Source organism: Vibrio sp. zbq_1, from assembly GCF_043102935.1.
Lineage (GTDB): Bacteria > Pseudomonadota > Gammaproteobacteria > Enterobacterales > Vibrionaceae > Vibrio > Vibrio parahaemolyticus.
In genome coordinates this window covers 366,858-381,626 of the sequence record NZ_JBICJH010000015.1, presented here as the reverse complement: position 1 = coordinate 381,626, position 14,769 = coordinate 366,858, and the positions used below count along the sequence as shown (strand labels likewise).

The 14,769-nt window shown below is 47.1% G+C and carries 15 protein-coding genes; 8 read left to right on the top strand and 7 right to left on the bottom strand.

Going from position 1 to position 14,769, the window contains the following annotated elements; all coding sequences use genetic code 11:
• The first annotated feature begins 106 nt into the window (after positions 1-106).
• The 3 genes from ACF8CV_RS09625 to ACF8CV_RS09615 all read left to right on the top strand — a co-directional run bounded on the left by ACF8CV_RS09625 (position 107) and on the right by ACF8CV_RS09615 (position 3,661).
• Positions 107-898, top strand: coding sequence for an FCD domain-containing protein (locus ACF8CV_RS09625; RefSeq protein WP_005461367.1), 792 nt, complete (start codon positions 107-109; stop codon positions 896-898).
• Between the two features lie 129 nt (positions 899-1,027).
• On the top strand, positions 1,028-2,215 hold the full coding sequence (uxuA, locus tag ACF8CV_RS09620; protein WP_138938136.1) for a mannonate dehydratase: 1,188 nt from the start codon (positions 1,028-1,030) through the stop codon (positions 2,213-2,215).
• Between the two features lie 207 nt (positions 2,216-2,422).
• Positions 2,423-3,661: a DEAD/DEAH box helicase gene (locus ACF8CV_RS09615; RefSeq protein WP_138938135.1), complete on the top strand. Its 1,239-nt coding sequence runs from the start codon at positions 2,423-2,425 to the stop codon at positions 3,659-3,661.
• Between the two features lie 66 nt (positions 3,662-3,727).
• Here ACF8CV_RS09615 and ACF8CV_RS09610 read toward each other — a convergent pair whose 3' ends face one another.
• Positions 3,728-4,420, bottom strand: coding sequence for an MOSC domain-containing protein (locus ACF8CV_RS09610; RefSeq protein ID WP_138938134.1), 693 nt, complete (start codon positions 4,418-4,420; stop codon positions 3,728-3,730).
• Positions 4,421-4,531: 111 nt separating this feature from the next.
• Between ACF8CV_RS09610 and ACF8CV_RS09605 the strand changes: the two genes are divergently transcribed.
• Both ACF8CV_RS09605 and ACF8CV_RS09600 read left to right on the top strand, forming a co-directional pair.
• The gene (locus tag ACF8CV_RS09605; protein WP_025507538.1) at positions 4,532-5,347 is read left to right on the top strand and encodes a helix-turn-helix transcriptional regulator; all 816 of its coding nucleotides are present in this window, start codon (positions 4,532-4,534) and stop codon (positions 5,345-5,347) included.
• A gap of 88 nt (positions 5,348-5,435) precedes the next feature.
• The gene (locus ACF8CV_RS09600) at positions 5,436-6,428 is read left to right on the top strand and encodes a zinc-dependent alcohol dehydrogenase family protein (RefSeq protein WP_138938133.1); all 993 of its coding nucleotides are present in this window, start codon (positions 5,436-5,438) and stop codon (positions 6,426-6,428) included.
• A gap of 48 nt (positions 6,429-6,476) precedes the next feature.
• Here the strand turns inward: ACF8CV_RS09600 and ACF8CV_RS09595 are convergent, their stop codons facing one another.
• Positions 6,477-7,790, bottom strand: a complete 1,314-nt coding sequence (locus tag ACF8CV_RS09595; protein ID WP_138938132.1) for a 6-phospho-beta-glucosidase — start codon at positions 7,788-7,790, stop codon at positions 6,477-6,479.
• A 115-nt stretch (positions 7,791-7,905) separates the two neighbouring features.
• Between ACF8CV_RS09595 and ACF8CV_RS09590 the strand changes: the two genes are divergently transcribed.
• Positions 7,906-8,838, top strand: coding sequence for a LysR substrate-binding domain-containing protein (locus ACF8CV_RS09590; protein WP_005460398.1), 933 nt, complete (start codon positions 7,906-7,908; stop codon positions 8,836-8,838).
• Positions 8,839-8,859: 21 nt separating this feature from the next.
• Here the strand turns inward: ACF8CV_RS09590 and ACF8CV_RS09585 are convergent, their stop codons facing one another.
• The 4 genes from ACF8CV_RS09585 to ACF8CV_RS09570 all read right to left on the bottom strand — a co-directional run bounded on the left by ACF8CV_RS09585 (position 8,860) and on the right by ACF8CV_RS09570 (position 12,367).
• Positions 8,860-9,945, bottom strand: a complete 1,086-nt coding sequence (locus ACF8CV_RS09585; RefSeq protein ID WP_069493251.1) for a methyl-accepting chemotaxis protein — start codon at positions 9,943-9,945, stop codon at positions 8,860-8,862.
• A gap of 269 nt (positions 9,946-10,214) precedes the next feature.
• Positions 10,215-10,910 carry a VC0807 family protein gene (locus ACF8CV_RS09580; protein ID WP_005477491.1) on the bottom strand — a complete coding sequence of 232 codons (696 nt, stop codon included), beginning with the start codon at positions 10,908-10,910 and terminating at the stop codon, positions 10,215-10,217.
• A gap of 200 nt (positions 10,911-11,110) precedes the next feature.
• Positions 11,111-11,596, bottom strand: a complete 486-nt coding sequence (locus ACF8CV_RS09575; protein WP_029809358.1) for a sigma-70 family RNA polymerase sigma factor — start codon at positions 11,594-11,596, stop codon at positions 11,111-11,113.
• 84 nt (positions 11,597-11,680) lie between these two features.
• Positions 11,681-12,367 carry a DJ-1/PfpI family protein gene (locus tag ACF8CV_RS09570; RefSeq protein WP_069502869.1) on the bottom strand — a complete coding sequence of 229 codons (687 nt, stop codon included), beginning with the start codon at positions 12,365-12,367 and terminating at the stop codon, positions 11,681-11,683.
• Positions 12,368-12,493: 126 nt separating this feature from the next.
• Between ACF8CV_RS09570 and ACF8CV_RS09565 the strand changes: the two genes are divergently transcribed.
• Together ACF8CV_RS09565 and ACF8CV_RS09560 are read left to right on the top strand one after the other, a co-directional pair.
• Complete coding sequence (locus tag ACF8CV_RS09565) at positions 12,494-13,450, top strand: LysR family transcriptional regulator (RefSeq protein ID WP_138938130.1); 957 nt, start codon at positions 12,494-12,496, stop codon at positions 13,448-13,450.
• Between the two features lie 127 nt (positions 13,451-13,577).
• Positions 13,578-14,117, top strand: a complete 540-nt coding sequence (locus ACF8CV_RS09560; protein ID WP_005484808.1) for a CAP domain-containing protein — start codon at positions 13,578-13,580, stop codon at positions 14,115-14,117.
• Between the two features lie 76 nt (positions 14,118-14,193).
• Here the strand turns inward: ACF8CV_RS09560 and ACF8CV_RS09555 are convergent, their stop codons facing one another.
• Positions 14,194-14,613 carry a VOC family protein gene (locus tag ACF8CV_RS09555; protein WP_005484664.1) on the bottom strand — a complete coding sequence of 140 codons (420 nt, stop codon included), beginning with the start codon at positions 14,611-14,613 and terminating at the stop codon, positions 14,194-14,196.
• Between the last annotated feature and the right edge of the window lie 156 nt (positions 14,614-14,769).

The following is a 14,769-nucleotide window of genomic DNA, read 5'->3' as shown; positions in this document are numbered from 1 at the left end:
TCACAAAGTAATTAGTAATAAACAATCGAAAACAAGGTGTTACCACATTCTGGTACATAGAGGTTGACCAATTGTTATTGGTCGTTATGATGGCGTGAGAAGTTAGATGGAATATAGTGATAATATCATCATGATGCCTTTTGAACCGAAAAGACCGTATCAAGAGATCGGTTTAGTCCTTAGACAAGAACTTATCAATGGCCGTTACGTGGTCGGAGATAGGCTGCCGCCTGAGCGCGATATCGCAGAACGTCTCGACGTTAGCCGCACAGTAGTGCGTGAAGCGATCATCATGCTGGAGCTGGAAAACCTTGTCGAAGTGAAGAAAGGTTCTGGAGTGTATGTCATCAATATTCCATCTCAACCGAACTCCCGTGAGAACGTGATCAGCGATGATGCCGGTCCGTTTGAAATGCTCCAAGCTCGCCAGTTGCTTGAAAGTAACATTGCGGAATTTGCAGCGATGCAAGTAACGCCTGGCGACATCGTGAAAATGCGTGCAGCCCTTGAGTTAGAACGAGAAGAACTTGCCAGTGGCACCGCAGATTGCAACGGTGATGAGAAGTTTCACATGTGCATTGCAGAGGCAACTCAAAACTCTGTGCTGGTGGACATGTTGAAGCAATCTTGGGAGCGACGCGAGAGCAGCCCAATGTGGAAGAAACTTCATTCTCACATTGCTGGTCAAGACTACCGTGAAGAGTGGTTAGACGATCACGCCAAAATCCTTGCCGCATTGCAGCGTAAAGATCCAATCGCTGCAAAAAATGCCATGTGGCAACACCTTGAAAACGTTAAACAGCGCCTGTTGGAGCTGTCTGACATCGATGACCCGAATTTTGATGGTTACTTATTCAGTTCCAACCCTGTTGTTCTGCAGGGTGCTGAAAACGGTTAACCACATTGCCGGCTTCGGTCGGCTCTAGTCAGCGCAGCTGCATTATCGTGGCTGCATATTAAGAAGTCGTTGCGCACTTAGCTTGATAAATTCGAGCGGGCTGAGTGCGTCTTAAAAAAGGTGAGTGTCATGGAACAAACTTGGCGTTGGTACGGTCCGAATGACCCTGTGTCGCTAGACGATATTCGTCAAGCAGGCGCAACAGGCATTGTGAATGCCTTGCATCACATTCCAAATGGTGAAGTGTGGTCTAAAGAAGAGATTTTAAAACGTAAAGCCATCATCGAAGAGAAAGGCTTAACGTGGTCGGTGGTTGAAAGTGTGCCAGTTCACGAAGAAATCAAAACTCAGACGGGCAACTTCCAACAATGGATCGACAACTACAAGCAAACCCTGCGTAACCTTGCAGAGTGCGGTATCGACACCGTTTGCTACAACTTTATGCCGGTGCTTGACTGGACGCGCACCGACTTAGAATTTGAAATGCCAGATGGCTCTAAAGCGCTGCGTTTTGACCAAATCGCCTTTGCGGCATTTGAGCTGCACATTCTCAAGCGTCCGGGCGCGGAAGCGGATTACACCGAAGCGGAACAAGCGCAGGCATTGGAATACTTCAACAACATGTCTGAAGCGCAAATCCAGCAGCTCACCAGCAACATTATTGCAGGCTTGCCGGGCGCAGAAGAAGGCTACACTTTGGAAGAGTTCCAAGCGCAACTCGACCGCTACGCAGGCATTAGCAAAGACAAACTGCGTGAGCATATGGCGTATTTCTTGTCGCAACTGATGCCTGTGTGTGAGGCGCACGGCTTGAAACTCGCGGTGCACCCAGACGATCCACCGCGCCCAATTCTTGGCTTGCCGCGTATCGTTTCAACCATCGAAGACATTGATTGGTTAACCGAAAAAGTGCCAAGCAAAATGAACGGTTTGACCATGTGTACCGGCTCTTACGGTGTGCGTGGTGACAACGACTTAGTGAAGATGATCAAAAAGCACGGCGAGCGCATTTACTTCACCCACTTGCGTTCCACCAAACGCGAAGAAAGTAACCCGATGACATTCCACGAGGCGGCTCACCTTGATGGCGATGTGGACATGTACAATGTGGTGATGGCGATTCTGGATGAAGAACAGCGCCGCGCAGAAGTGGGCGACCATCATTTGATCCCAATGCGACCGGATCACGGCCACCAAATGCTGGATGACCTGAAGAAGAAAACCAACCCAGGCTACTCCGCTATTGGTCGTTTGAAAGGTCTTGCAGAAGTGCGTGGTCTAGAGATGGCACTAAAACGCGCTTTCTACACTAAGTAACGATTTACAATGTAAAACCGTTTTTAAAAGCGCAGGGTTTCGGCTCGGCGCTTTTTTGTTTTCTGACGATTTGCATAGGCGACGTTTGGTTTAAGCGCCTAAAATAGGATGGTTCACCTAACAGATTGTGATAAAGTCCGCGCCTGCGTTTTACCGCATCTTCATTGTTTTTATTGCTTCTTCAACCAAAAGTACAAGGTTTCGCTAATGCCATTTTCTACTCTCTCATTGAGTTCTGAGCTGATTCACGCCCTGCCAAAAGACTTCAAGAAACCGACCGATATTCAAGCGTTGGCCATTCCTGAGCTGTTGGCTGGTCAAGAACTATTGGCTTTGGCAAATACAGGCAGCGGCAAAACCCTTGCTTATGGTTTGCCTTTGTTGGAAAAGCTGAGTGTCAATCCAGAGCAAAAAGCGCTGATTCTTGTGCCAACTCGTGAGCTGGCAATGCAAGTGAGTGAAGCAATTAACCAAGTTGGTCAAGCTCTTGACCTCAACACAGTGTGTTTGTGTGGCGGCGTTGATAAAGAGCAACAACAGCAGGCGCTAGCGACAAATCCTCATATCCTTGTCGCGACGACTGGTCGTTTGGTTGACCTAGCAAACAATGGCTTGGATTTGAGCAAGGTTCATTATCTAGTATTGGATGAAGCCGACCGTTTGTTGGACATGGGCTTTTGGCCTGACGTACAAAATATTGCGGGGCTGACTTCAAACCAGCGTCAAACGGCAATGTTCTCGGCAACGTTTTCAGATGAGTTGAAGGGTAAAGCGAAGCTGCTTATGCAGGCACCAAAGCAAGTCGCAGCGCATCAAGAAAACAGCACTAATCAAGACATCGTTGAAACGTTGTACTTGGTCAATAAAGGCAGCAAAACCAAGGCGTTGATTGAACTTATCAAACAGAATTCTTGGACGCAGGTGTTGGTCTTTATTGGTGCGAAAGAGAACGCCGATGGCTTAGCTAAGAAGCTGAATAAAGCGGGCATCTCAACCAATGCGCTGCATGGCAATAAGAGTCAAGATGAGCGAGAAGAAGCACTGGCGCAGTTTAAATCTGGGCAAATTCAGGTGTTGATTGCCACCGATCTACTAGCGCGCGGCATTCACATTGAGCGATTACCTGTAGTGATCAACTTTGAACTGCCAATGCATGCAGAAACTTATGTTCACCGAGTAGGACGTACCGCTCGCGCAGGCGAACAAGGTGTGGCTATATCATTGGTATGTCATGGTGAAATGGACGCACTAAACGCGATTCGTCACCTGACTCAACGTGCATTGCCAGTGCAAGATCTGGTTGGTTTTCCAGTAACGGATAAGCCATCAACTGGCGAGAGCAAACGCGCGCCACGCGATAAAAAAGCCAACCGCCGAACTAATGCTAAGAAGAGCATTAAGCAGTTCCAAGGTAAGTCGAAACGCCCAGCCCCGAGTGCGAAGTAAACCAAAAAACACGCTCTTGACGGCATAGTCGATTCAGAGCGTGGCTTAAAATTTTACTTTGGGGTGTTAACCCGCCGTTGGGCCAACCAAGCGCATTTCCCAATCTTCAACTTCGCCAGTTTCTAGGCGGCGCTCGACCAACTTGCCCCAAGATTCAACCAATGGCAGTTCTGTCAGTTGGCTTAGCTCTGTTTTATCCAGGCAGCCAGTGAAAACCGCGCCCATGATGCGAGCCAGTGGCCATTCTGGATAAAGTCTTTCACACAGAATAATCTCGTCACCTGCACCGATATCGCCTTCTTCCAGCACTCGGAAATACCAGCCTGTTCGAAGCGTATCTTGCAGTCTTCTCGCCATGTCGTGTTGGTCAAAGCGTACGTTAAGTTTCCAACAAGGCATGCGACCTTGCGACACTTCCAGTAGTGTTGAGCCGATGCGAATTTTATCTTTCAAGCAAATCGTGGATTCGGTTACGCCTTCGGAGCTGATGTTTTCGCCAAAGCCGCCGGCGGATTGGAAAATGGTTCTTTCGCCTAATTCTTGTTGCCAGATTGGGTAGTGCTCGCTTGGGTAAATATGAAGCGCTTTTTGAATGCCACCATGAAAGCGCGGATCGCCTTGCTCATCACTGGTAAAACCAAGCTCTGTTGCTTGCTGGCGCTCAGGCAGCACTTGTTTGTTGATTGCGCTTTGCGCTCCATGAGCATAAGGGACGGTTTTCCCTGCTAGCACAGCTTTTACGACGCCGATTTTCTTCATGTAACCTCCTTATTATTTGAATGAGAGATAAAGTGTTTACCTTCATTCACGATGCGGAGCATGATAGCCTAGAGAACTTGTGTCGGAATAGGGATGAAAAGACAATCAACAATGCTAACTCGCCAAATTGATTCGAAGTCAGGCGTCATCACCTCCAATGAGATGATGGCCGCGAATCCCCATTCTCCTGTTTTGGTGAAAACCATCGACATGCCAAAAGGTTACATTGATGCGCTGCATCAACACACTTGGCATCAAATCATCTTTCCTATCAAAGGGTTATTGCAAACGCAAACGGAGCATTATCAGCATTTGGTTCCGCACACTTCTGCGTTATTTGTTCCTGCGGGCGTTCAACATGAGTCGATTGCTCTAAGCAACACGATATTTGTTGGCATTTACCTCAACCCTGAGTTTGGCGCAACGTACGAGCCACAAGTGAGAACCATTGCTTTAACGCCGTTTTTAAATGAGCTTTTACAAGAGATCCGCAGACAGTGTGAAGGTGAGACAAGCCACGAAGAAGTGCTGCATTTGCTGGCGGTGTTGCATGATCAAATTTTGAAAAGTAACGTGCAGACATTTCAGTTATTGCTGCCACAAGACAGAAGACTAAAACTGATTTTCGAGCAGTTGACCGACGAGCCCGCGTTGAGCTGTTCGCTAAAAGAGTGGGGAGAGAAAATTGGCGCGTCTGAGCGCACTTTATCACGGTTGTTCGCCAAGGAATTCAACACTTCATTTCTGCTTTGGCGGCAACAAATTCGGCTAATTTACTCGCTTTCTTTGTTAGATGAATCGTTGTCAATCCAAGCCATTGCAGACCTAGTGGGTTATCAAAACGACTCATCCTACATCAAAGCATTTAAAGCCTATTTTGATATGACGCCACAACAGTTTAGAGTGAACGGCGCATCGCGCAGGTAGAAATACAGAGCTTCGACTTCACTTAATGTTTTTGAGTAGAAGTTACGAAACTTCCTTTTTGAATTTCAATTACATGGTATGAATAATAATGGCACCAACGATAAATACACGAGTGAATCAATTCTGTTTTGGTCAACCCAAAACGTCGCTGTCGTTGGAAAAAGAGCCCCTCAAACCGCTTGCTCTGGGTAAGGTTCGGGTGCGACTGGAAGCCACCAATATTAACCCAAGTGACTTGCTTTCCATTCATGGGGTTGGGCAATACCGCCGCGTTCACGTACCACCTCGTGTGCCGGGATTTGAAGCGGTTGGGCGTGTGGTGGAAGTCAGTGCTGTCGGTCACACTGGCTTTCAAGTTGGGCAAAAAGTGTTGGTGGCGATGAGTGGTACTTGGCAATACTACATCGATGCTTCGCCCGAGAATCTTTTTCCGCTGCCTGAAAGTTTGGATAACGGCTATGCCTGCCAGTTGTACATCAACGCGCTAACCGCGTGGGTTATCACCACTAAAGTGGCTAAGTTGAACAAAGATGATGTGGTGATCATCAATGCGGCAGGGTCAGCGATCGGTAAGATATTTGCCCAGCTCGCCCATTCACTGGGTTTTACACTGATTGCTGTGACTTCAAAGCCAGAAAAGTATCCGTACGATACGATTCCAGTGTTGGACGCAAAACAAGACTTACACGCGCAACTGCAAACGCGCAAACTGCCACAACCAACGGTCGCTTTGGATGCGATAGGCGGTGAGGCTGGCACGGATCTCATTCGTACCTTGAAAGAAAATGGCCAATACATCAACTACGGAACATTGTCGTTAGCGCCTTATACGCCAGTGTTTTTTGAGTCCGTGAAGGCCAACAACATCGACTTTAGCACCTTCTTTTTGCGGTATTGGGAAGAATCGGTAGGCAAAGGCGGGAGAAAGACGGTATTCGCTGAAATGTTAAAACACTTTATTGCTAATGATATAAAGCTCGTAGTTGCACACTACTTACCGTTAGAAGCATTTCAAACTGCGATTGAACAAATTGAAGAAAAATCACTAGCGCGGAGTGGCAAGATTATTCTAACCATGTGAACACAACAAGGGATGGCACTCACCATCCCTTTTGCGTTTTAATTGGGCTTAGCGAAACTGCGGCATGTAATCGAGGTTCGCTTGAATTGTTTCTTCCAATGCCTGCTCTAGAATCGTTCCTGTTGTGACCAGTGGGTTCAGAATCAACGCTCGGTGCGCCGCGTTGCGGTTGCCTGTGACCGCTGCTTCGACAGTGAGCGATTCAAAATCCTTCATCAATTGAATCAGGCGCAGCGTATCTGTTGGGAACGGCGCAACATTCAAAGCTAATGGCCCTGATTTGGTGATCATACAGCTGACTTCCACAGTGCAGTCGTCCGGCAAGCCCGCAATCGCGCCGTTGTTGCGAGTGTTCACGTGCATGATGGTGCGTTTGTCATTGTAGATAGAGCTCATCAGCTCACAGGCCGCTTCTGAGTAATATTGGCCACCGCGCTTTTCGAGTTCTGTTGGTTTCTCGTTAAGCTCTGGGTTGCGGTAGATATCGAACAGACGTTTCTCCATCGCTTTGACCACTTCGCCGCGAGTGCCTTCGCCGTTCGCTTCTTCAATTTCCTGCTTCATGATGTCTTCGCTGGTGTAATAGTAGCGAAGGTATGCGCATGGAATCATCCCCATATTGCGCAGCAGTTCTGTTGGCCATTCGAATGGAGGAATGTTTTGTGGAACGAGAGGATCGTTGCCCGATAAGATCTCTTCGACTACCTCTTGCAGCTTATCGCGACCTTCATGCAGGATCTGACGCGCCCAGATAAAGTGGTTCAAACCCGCGACTTGCAATACAAAGTCTTGCTCGTCAGCCCCCAGCATTTGCGCGATGCCTTTTTGCATGATCACTGGCACGTTGCACAAACCGACCGCTTTTACGTTGGTGTGCTTGAGAATCGCTTCGGTCACCATGCCCGATGGATTAGTAAAGTTCAGCAACCAAGCGTCAGGACATAATTCTTCCATCTCTTTACAGATTTCTAGCGCGATAGGAATGGTGCGACAGGCATTAGCAAAACCGCCTAAACCATTGGTCTCCTGACCGATCATGCCGTATTTAAGCGAGATGCGTTCATCGCGGATGCGACCTTCCAAACAACCTGCACGAAATTGAGAACAGACAAAATCGGCGTCTTTTAATGCGGGTTTGCGATCCAGCGTGACGTGAACATCAATATGAGACATGTTGTTTTTCGCCAACATACGGCGCGTTAAATCGCCAATGATGCTGACTTTTTCTTTACCATCCTCAATATCTACCAACCACAGCTCGTCGATAGGCAGTTCATGATTGCGCTTGATGAGACCTTCGATAAGCTCAGGCGTGTAACTGGAGCCTGCGCCAATAATGGTAATTTTTAGATTCTTTTTCATCGTGCTGTTTCTCGTTATGGATAAGACAGTTTGATTTAAAAGCATCGTGATTCGCTATACAAACCAATTTAAACTTGCTATGCATTAGCCTTTCTAATTTATGTTGAGTGCCAAGATGGACAGAAAACAGCAGATGCTCTCTAACATGTACACTTTCGCCGTTGCTGGTAAGTGCCTCAGTTTTACCAAAGCCGCTGAAGAGTTGTTTATAACCCAAGGGGCAGTGAGCCAACGCATTAAGTCACTGGAAGAACAACTGGGTTTCAGCTTATTTGTGCGCATGACGCGGCGATTAGAGCTGACTAAGGAAGGAGAGCGATTACTGCACGCGCTTAACCAATCGTTTGAGGTGATTTTCTCTGAGCTTGAAGACATCAAATTCAACGAGCTGCGTGGCGAGCTTTACATCGGCGTCGCACCAACGTTCGCACAGAGTTGGCTACTGCCGCGTATGGTGGAATTTCAGCGTTTGTATCCTTCTCTCAATATCAAGCTTCGAGTAAAGGCAAGCCGATTAGATTTCTTACATGAGCCCGTTGATATTGCGATTTACTACAGTGACAGCGAGCATCCGGGGTTCCATCATCAAAGGCTATTTGATGAAGAGTTGATGCCGGTTTGTAGCCCTGAATACAGCCAAATACATTTCTCCGATGGTGTGAGTAGTGCCAGCCAATTTGAGGCCGTGACCTTTATCCATTGCACAGAATCGTTAGAAGCAAACGAGCCAAATCATGAATGGCAGAGCTGGTTAGCAAGCCAAAGCAACCCTGAGCTGAAATCGCTTAATGTGATGGAGAAAACCTACCTTTTTAACCATGCCGATATGGCGATGATTGCCGCCAAAAATAGCATGGGCATCGCAATGGCACGGGCATCTTTGGTGCAAACCAGTTTGGAAAAGGGAGAACTGGTCGCGCCTTTTGAACGCGTCAACGCAGGGAGAGGGTACGATTTGATTTGTTTAAACGGCCAGCAGCACAGACCGAAAAATGCGGCGTTTATCGAATGGCTAGAAACGCAGCTACCTCCCCTTGCATCGCAATAAAAACAAAGGGAGGCACAAGTCTTAGTTTGCGATGATTTCATCCATCAAGCGGTCAATGTGAATCACCACTTGCTCACTCGCGTCTTCCATCGAGTTGATGGAGGTCACCATGCCGGCCATATTTCCTGACTTCGCGTGGTTCATTGCATCACGGCCGCTATCGTGCACACCTTTGTGTGGCGCTTCGAGCTGCGCATAGCTTCTTAGTTGGCTATATGCTTTGCCGTCACCTCGGTAGTACCACTGGCCCAATCGACATTCTGAATGGCTATTGACGGTTTCACCAAAAGAGCCACTTTGCAGTAAGCGATAGATGTTGTTTTTCCAAATGGCATGATCAAGCTTGACCGTATCGAGGAAAGTGCGGGTAGACGCAAAGTGGATCACCCGTTTCATGTGCTCTGATTTGACAACCACCTCGTTGACGATTGAGCAAATTTGCGCCGAAGAGGCGGAGACTTCTTCTGCGCAGATTTGGTTTTCATCAATCGCGCTTTTGATTGAGCTGACTTGGGTTAGCACCTGATTAACCAGCGAATCAATTTGTTCGCTCGCTTCACTGGCTTTGCCTGCCAAATTTCTTACCTCGTCCGCCACCACTGCAAATCCGCGGCCTGCTTCACCAGCGCGTGCAGCCTCAATCGCTGCGTTGAGAGCCAATAAGTTCGTTTGGTCAGAAATCTCTTGGATAGTAGATACAAGGTGGGAAATAGAAGTCGCGGTGTTATCTAATATCTGCACAGATTCAATGCTTTGAGTGGCTTGTGAGCTGATTTTTACGGCTCGGTCATCCAGACGTGCGAGTGCTTGATGTGTTTGCTTGAACATATCATCAAGCAGCTTTAGCTCCTCGTTTTCATGCGCCATAGATTGAGCGCTTTCGACCATCGCTGTGCGAATGGTTTGGAGCATATCTCCGCCTTTCAAGCTGCTCGACATCAACTCGTCGCTACTTTCGTAACGCTGTTGCGCGGTGTTCAGTAGTTGTTTGGCTTCTTTTAACTGACGTTCCAACGTCTCAACGTCGGTTTGGTACTTGTCTTTAAGGCTCGCTAATTCCTGCTTAAGCGCCTCATTTTCCATTTTTAATTTTTTTGATCCGAACATATTTTTTATAAATGCAGCAAGGTTTTAAAAAATTCATGTTAAATCAGTTGGATAAGCAATGCACCATGACTTTCATATACTTGTTCATTTTTGTCACATTTTTTATGTGGGTTTTCATAAAAAGAGCGAAAGTCGCCCCTATCAATGTGAACGTGGTCAACACTGAGTGACGGATGAGTGAATCTAAATGGAAAGCTATGGAATAGAAAAGGGCGGGTGGAAGATAGGGGAAGAGGGCTCTTCCCCTTAGTATTTCGAGTGCTGAGGTTTTACTTTATGTGGAAAATTTGTTCAGTTTCAAGAGACGTCATCGCGCGAATTTGACGCCAAATGTAGTAAAAAATACCAAACATCATCAACATGCTAGGAATGGCGATCATCGGGTAGCTGTAAAGTGTCAACTTACCGAGCTCTTCATTGAAGGCCGCGGTGCCTGATGGACTGGTGACGATCCACGTAGCAAGGAAGTAGTTCATTGCAGATGAGAATGCAAAGGTGCTTGCGAACAAGTAGTTCGAAGACATTAGGCAACGTTCGAACGCATCGGTTTTACCATTTTCTCTCAAACGCTCGTTAATCAACGCGAGGTTCAAAACCGTGTCGTTCAATACCATTTTTTGCATCAATGGGTAGCGGGTAAAAGTGGAGCCTAATACCGCGATGCCGATCAGGCCGGGAATCAAGGCTTCTTTCAAGGCTAACCAGCGAGTATCAAGCTCCAACAAGCCAATGCCGCCAGTTAATAATACGCTGATAAAACCAAGTGCTGAGATAAAGTTAAACTTCTTGTTGCGGATGAGATCCATACCGCCGTAAACCACAGGAAAGAGCAAAGCGACAACCAGTGCCATTGCGGTTCCTAGGTGCTCTTCACCACTGTATTTCATCAAGATGAACGAAGGGATGAATACGTTAAAAAGGATCTCGAATAGGGGATTCGACTTTTTCGCCGTCGTGTTACTCATAATTTCCTACTGACTCTATTATGTCGCTGCCATTGTACTTTGGGTGGAAGTGTTCATCCAGTAACGCCAGATGTAAAGCGTTAACGCACCAAGTTATGTAACGACTTATGAAATAGACCCGAGCATAGCCAGTTAGTTGGCTTGATTGACCAAGTTTTCTTGGTGGCTAGGTGAGCTCCATACCAGTAGGAACTTCTGTCTTAATGGTTTCCTTGCTGCGCGATGAGCTGGTTGCGCGCTCTGAATAATCGAGTCGCCACCGTATTGTGATTGAGCCTCAAGGCTTGGGCAATCTCATCATGATTCAGCCCAGCCACTAGGTTCAAGAGCAATGGCTCTCGGTATTTGGGTTTGAGAATCATCATTTGTTTTTGAAGCCAATCTTGGGCCATGTCGTGGTCACTGCCGGGGTAGGTTTTTGTCTGTATTGCACACTCATCAATGTCGACAAAATCGAACTGTTTTCTATCAAAGCGCCGAGCATTCTCACGACGCAAAATAGTGATGAGCCAAGACTTCTCGGCGTTGGGATCATTTAAGTTATCAAAGAATCGCCACGCTTTCAGGAAGGTCTCTTGCGCCAAATCTTCAGCAATGTGTTGATCTTTGCACAGCCAATATGCGAGACGATAGATATCTTGGTATCGCTCTTTCGTCAGTGTTTCGTAACGTTTTTGTTTTTTCATAACATTAAGACCTGAAGTGTAGAAGTGGGCTGCAAGGTAACCTCTGAAACATCGAAGGTTACCTGCGGTTTCGTCCTTGCCCGCTTAAAATGGCTGGGTAGAAAAACGTGAGTATTGAAGGGCGTCTGCGACTTCTTGAGCTTTAGATTCCGAAGTCATGAGATGCAGTAATTTAAGGGCGGCCTGATAGCTGACTAGGCTGCCGTTTGAGGTGATGACTCCATCATCAACCACAAAATTCTGGTCGAACTGTACATCAACTGCTGGATAGTCTTTTTGTAATCCGTTTTCACCTCCTGCCCACGTCGTCGCTTTCTTACCGTTTAACAGGCCAGCCTCGGCCAATAGATACGCACCAGAGCAATTACTTGCCATCCAATCTGCCGCCTTTGATGTGGTTTGAATAAAGTGAATGAGATCCTTGTTTTCGATTAGCGCATCCATGTCGTAGCTGGATGTTAAAACCAGCACGTCGAGTTCTGGCTGATCGCCAATCCAAGCATCCACACCAATTTTTAATCCCTCTTCAGTGGTGATGGTTTTCTGATCAGAGACGGAAATGGTGAGCACTTCATAATCACTAAACCAAGTCAGACGACTTGCGACGCCAAAGACCTCTAAAGGCGCAGTAACATCAGAGGTCAGTACGCCGTCGTAAACCAGAATGCCAATGCGTTTATCCGCCGCATGTGCCGCTTGCAGCATCCCAAAGAATAGGACTAAGGTCGCTATTAGTAGATGTAGTGCATTCTTTAATCCATTTTTACCCATTGCTTTTTCCTCGCTAACAGAGCATCAAGTTATTGAGATTCATTATATTTGGGCTGATTGGTGATTGAAGAGCCACTTTGTCTTTACTAAAGTGAATAAAGTTCACGAATGGAATATGCGAGTTTTATGGATAAGATACGGTCCCTACGATTTTTTATTGCTACTTTAGAAGGTGGCAGTTTTGCTGCAGCCGCCAAAGCGTATGGCACAGACCCTTCTACAGTGAGTAAAGCAATCCATCGTCTTGAAAGCGACTTGGGAATACAGCTGTTCCAGCGTTCTACGCGACAGATCCGTCTGACAGAGGCTGGTCGTCGATACGCAAATACCGCTAGGTTTGTACTGGACGAACTGACGGCGTGTGAGGATTCCTTAAAAAGCCACAATGATGCGCTTTCAGGACTGCTTAAGATTAATGTGCCGGTCTCCTACGGTCGCCTTTACATTCGCCCTTTATTAAAAGAGTTTTACCGCCGCTACCCCAGCATCACTATCGATATTCATTACGATGACGCCTACGTTGATATTATTGAACAAGGGATTGATGTGTCGATTCGTTCTGGTGTCGTTCAGGACAGCCAGTTGATTGTGCGCCAGCTGAGTCCTATCGATTTTATTATTTGTGGTAGTCAGGATTACTTAACACGGCATGGTGTTCCGAGCGGCCCGGACGCATTCAATGACCATTCTTGGGTTCGCTTTCGCTTTAAACAAACGGGGAAACTGTTGCCGATTCGGATGCCAGAACCAGACGGTGCAAGTGAGTATAACCCCGAGAGAAATTTTATTGTAAACGACGGCGAATCGATGGCAGAGCTTTGCGCAGAAGGCTTAGGGTTAACTCAGATTCCTCACTTTATCGCGAGAGATTGGCTCAAAGCAGGGCGTTTAGTGCCGATATTTCCGAGCATGCGTCAAGCCGGAAATGGCGTGTATCTTCTCTATGCTAACCGGGAATATGTGCCTGCCCGAGTGAGGGTGTTCATCGATTTTATCACTCAAGCAATACAGGATATGGATGAAACGCCATTCCATACGTGGGCTGAAACGTTGCCGATTTACCAACCGAACCAAGGTGATTGAAAACTTCATGTGAGTCTTTGGTTAAAACACCCCAAGCCATATGGTGCTTTTATTGGTTTTTGTTAGGTTATTGGGCGTTGTTATCGAAAAGCGCAGTTTGCTCTTCGTCACTCATAAAGGAAAGACAATGCCAACTAAGATCTTAGTGCCTGCTTTGGCCCTACTTCTCAGCGCATGTGGCGGCGACGGGGAGTCGTCAGCACCTGTAGAAAACGGCTCTCAAAACACAGGTTCCACATCGTCACAAGGCACATTTGCCGAGCAGATGCTCGCAGCGGTCAACAGTGCTCGCTCTACCAAACAACAGTGTGGCGCAACCACCATGCCACCTGTTGGGGCACTAACTTGGAGCTACGATTTGGAAAGCGCTGCTTATCGACATTCGAGCGATATGGCGAACAGCGATTTCATGAGCCACACAGGCTCTGACGGCAGCACGCTGTCAGATCGAGTCAACGCAACGGGCTATGCTTGGAGCGCTATTGGTGAGAATGTCGCCGTAGGGCAAAGCTCCATTAACGCCGTCGTCAATGCTTGGCTATCGAGCGAAGGTCACTGCCTCAATATCATGAGTGCGGATTTCGATCAGATGGGCGCGTCGCTTGTCGAAAATCACTCTGCAAGCTACGGGTATTACTGGACTCAGGTTTTTGCCAAACAGCGCTAATGCGATAAATAAACCTGATAGATAAACTAAAACGCCAGCAGTCACCAGCTGCTGACGTTTTGTTATTTAAGTCTTTTTAGCTTGTCAGGTTACGAAGTTTTGGATCATCCGTCAGGTATTCAACAAATTCGATCTCAAAACCTGCAGGGTCAACAAAATACACATTCTTGCGGTATGGCTCATCTGCCCCAGGTTGGGCAATCGGATAACCGGCATCGGTCAGCCTTTTGATGATGGCATCGACGTTGTTGGTCACATAAGCAAAATGCGCTAGTCCAACTTGATGGCCGCCCAACTCGCGGTTCTCCCCTTCACCGTGGTCACTCATCGCAATGTATTGGTACTCATCGCCAAAGTGCAGCCAGTTTCTATGCTTGCCGCTCCATGTACCTTCCCCCTCGTCACGCACGTACCAATGTGGAAATGCAGTTTGATAAAACTTCAGCATTTCAGGGATGTTTTTCACGACTAAATTAATATGTTCTAGTTGGATCATGATGTGCTCCTTTTTGTCATTTCCTAGCCAACGATGAACATGCTAAAACCTCAAGTTAAGTCGAGGTAAAGGGCTATTTGGGAATTTTTTATGCGCGCTCCTCGAAGCTTGATACAAAGGGAGGTTTGGTGCTTTGAATCTGAGAGTTGGGTTGTG